Raw genomic sequence first — 2,556 nt, forward strand, 5'->3', positions numbered from 1 at the left:
GCCCACGGCGGCGAGCCCCGACCCCGCCACGAGGGCGAGCACCGCCAGCACCGCGACCGGCAGCGTCCACCAGGTGCCGTGCTCGGCCTGGGTCCAGCCGAGGAACCCCACCGTGGCCGGGACCGCGACCAGCGCGAGCCGCGCTGTCGCCCGGCGGGCGAGCCGGCGCACCGGGCCGTCGGTCTTCAGGGCCAGGAACACCGCCCCGTGCAGGGCGAACAGCACGAGGGTCAGCAGCCCGCCGAGCAGGGCGTAGGGGCTGAACAGGTCGAGCAGACCCGCGGTGACCACGTGATCGGCGTTCATCGGGACCCCGCGGACGAGGTTGGCGAACAGCACGCCCCACAGGAACGCCGGCACCGTGCTGCCGGCGACGATCGCGGCGTCCCAGCGCGCCCGCCAGCGCGCGTCGTCGACCTTGCCTCGGTACTCGAACGCGACCCCCCGGGCGATCAGCGCCAGCAGGATCGCCAGCATCGGGAGGTAGAAGCCGCTGAGCATCGAGCCGTACCAGGCCGGGAACGCGGCGAACGTGGCACCGACCGCGGTGATCAGCCAGACCTCGTTGCCGTCCCACACCGGGCCGATCGAGTTGATCATCACGCGGCGGTCGGTGTCGTCGCGGCCGAGTACCGGCAGCAGGGTGCCGACGCCGAAGTCGAAGCCCTCCAGGACGAAGTACCCGGTCCACAGGACGGCGATCGCGACGAACCAGATGACGGGGAGATCCACGGCGCGCTCCTGGAATCAGTAGACGAACGCGGGGACGCGGTCGTCCGCGGTGCGGTCGGCGGTGCCGGGTTCGGGCTCGTCGGGGTCGGCGCCGGACGGGTAGGGCATGACGTGCCCCGGCCCGGCGTTCACGTAACGCCAGAGCAGCCCGCCCTCGATCACCGCGAGCACCGCGTAGATCAGCGTGAACGCGGTCAGCGAGATCGCGACCTCGGTGAGGCTGACGCCGGGGGAGACGCTGTTCGCGGTGAGCAGCTCGCCGACCACGGTCCAGGGCTGGCGGCCCATCTCGGTGAGCACCCAGCCGAAGATGTTGGCCGCGAGCGCCGCGGGCAGGGCGGCGATGGCGACCCGGTACATCCAGGGCCGTCCGGGCAGCCGGCCACGCCGGGTGAGCCACAGCCCGGCCACCGAGATCGCGACACCGGCCAGCCCGAGGCCCATCATCAGCCGGAACGCCCAGTACAGGACGGCGATGTTGGGCCGGTAGTCGCCGGGCCCGAACACCTGCTCGTAGCGGGCCTGGACGTTGTTGATGCCCTGGACGTTGCCGCCCGGGTCGCCGGTGGCGAGGAAGCTGAGCACGTTCGGGATCTGCAGGTTGATGTGGTTGCGGCCGTTCTCGATGTCCCCGACGGCGAACAGCGAGAACCCGGCGCCGTCCTCGTCGTCCCACAGCGCCTCGGCGCCGGCGAGCTTCATCGGCTCGTACCGCGCCATCAGCTTGGCCTGGTTGTCGCCGGAGACCGCGACGAGCACACCGGCCAGCGCGGTGACGGCGAACCCGACCCGCAGGGTCTTGCGGAACAGTTCGTGCTCGCTCGGGTGCGGGGCGTCGCTGCCGCGACGGGGCCGGCGTTCGCGCATCAGCCTGAACGCGCTCACTGCCACGACGAACAACCCGGCGGCGATGAACGCACCCGCCACGACGTGCAGGTAGGTCGACCAGGCCTGGTCGTTGCTCAGCACGGCCCAGATGTCGGTCAGCCGGGCGCGCCCGGTCTCGGAATCGACGGCGAAGCCGACCGGATGCCGCATCCAGGCGTTCGCCGCGATGATGAAGTACGCCGAGAAGTTGGTCGCGATCGCGGCGATCCAGATGCAGGCCAGGTGGACCCGGCGCGGGAGCTTGTCCCAGCCGAAGATCCACAGCCCGATGAACGTCGACTCCAGGAAGAACGCGAGCAGCGCCTCCATCGCGAGCGGCGCGCCGAACACGTCGCCGACGAACGTCGAGTAGTCACTCCAGTTCATCCCGAACTGGAACTCCTGGACGATCCCGGTGACGACGCCCATCGCGAAGTTGATCAAGAACAGCTTCCCGAAGAACTTGGTGGCGCGCAGGTACTCCGGCTTGCCGGTGCGGTACCACGCGGTCTGCAGGCTCGCGACGATCACCGACAGGCCGATCGTCAACGGGACGAACAGGAAGTGGTAGATCGTCGTGATCCCGAACTGCCACCGCGCGAGATCGAGTGCCTCCATGCCGCCGCCCCTCAGCTCACGCCGTTACTTCTACGGCCTGTAGTAGTTCTACCGCACGTAGAAACTCATCGGCAGCGCGGAGTGCTCGGGAACACCCGACGCCCGGGCGACCCTCCACCCCGGTTCCCATCGGCTCCGCCCGGATGCCCGCGCGCGCATCGTGTGGCCGGCGCGCGTCCGGTCGTGCGCGTGGCAGAGGAACGCGCGCGGCCGTCCCCGGTGTTCGTGGGCCCGGGCCCCGCGCGTTCGGTGGTGCGCGTGGCGTTCGGTTGTGCGCGTGGCGGTGGAGGGCGCGCGCAGCCGAGGGGCGCGTGGGGACACCGAGGCCGCGGGGTGGGG

At 70.9% G+C, this 2,556-nt stretch carries 2 protein-coding genes; both read right to left on the bottom strand.

The genetic code is table 11. From position 1 onward, the window contains the following. Positions 1-732, bottom strand: a 732-nt coding sequence (gene cydB, locus HF519_RS29835; RefSeq protein ID WP_169416289.1) for a cytochrome d ubiquinol oxidase subunit II, incomplete at its 3' end; no start/stop codon positions are given. Positions 733-747: 15 nt separating this feature from the next. Continuing rightward, positions 748-2,217, bottom strand: a complete 1,470-nt coding sequence (locus HF519_RS29840) for a cytochrome ubiquinol oxidase subunit I (protein ID WP_169416290.1) — start codon at positions 2,215-2,217, stop codon at positions 748-750. Between the last annotated feature and the right edge of the window lie 339 nt (positions 2,218-2,556).

The organism is Pseudonocardia bannensis, assembly GCF_012911875.1.
GTDB classification, from domain to species: domain Bacteria; phylum Actinomycetota; class Actinomycetes; order Mycobacteriales; family Pseudonocardiaceae; genus Pseudonocardia; species Pseudonocardia bannensis.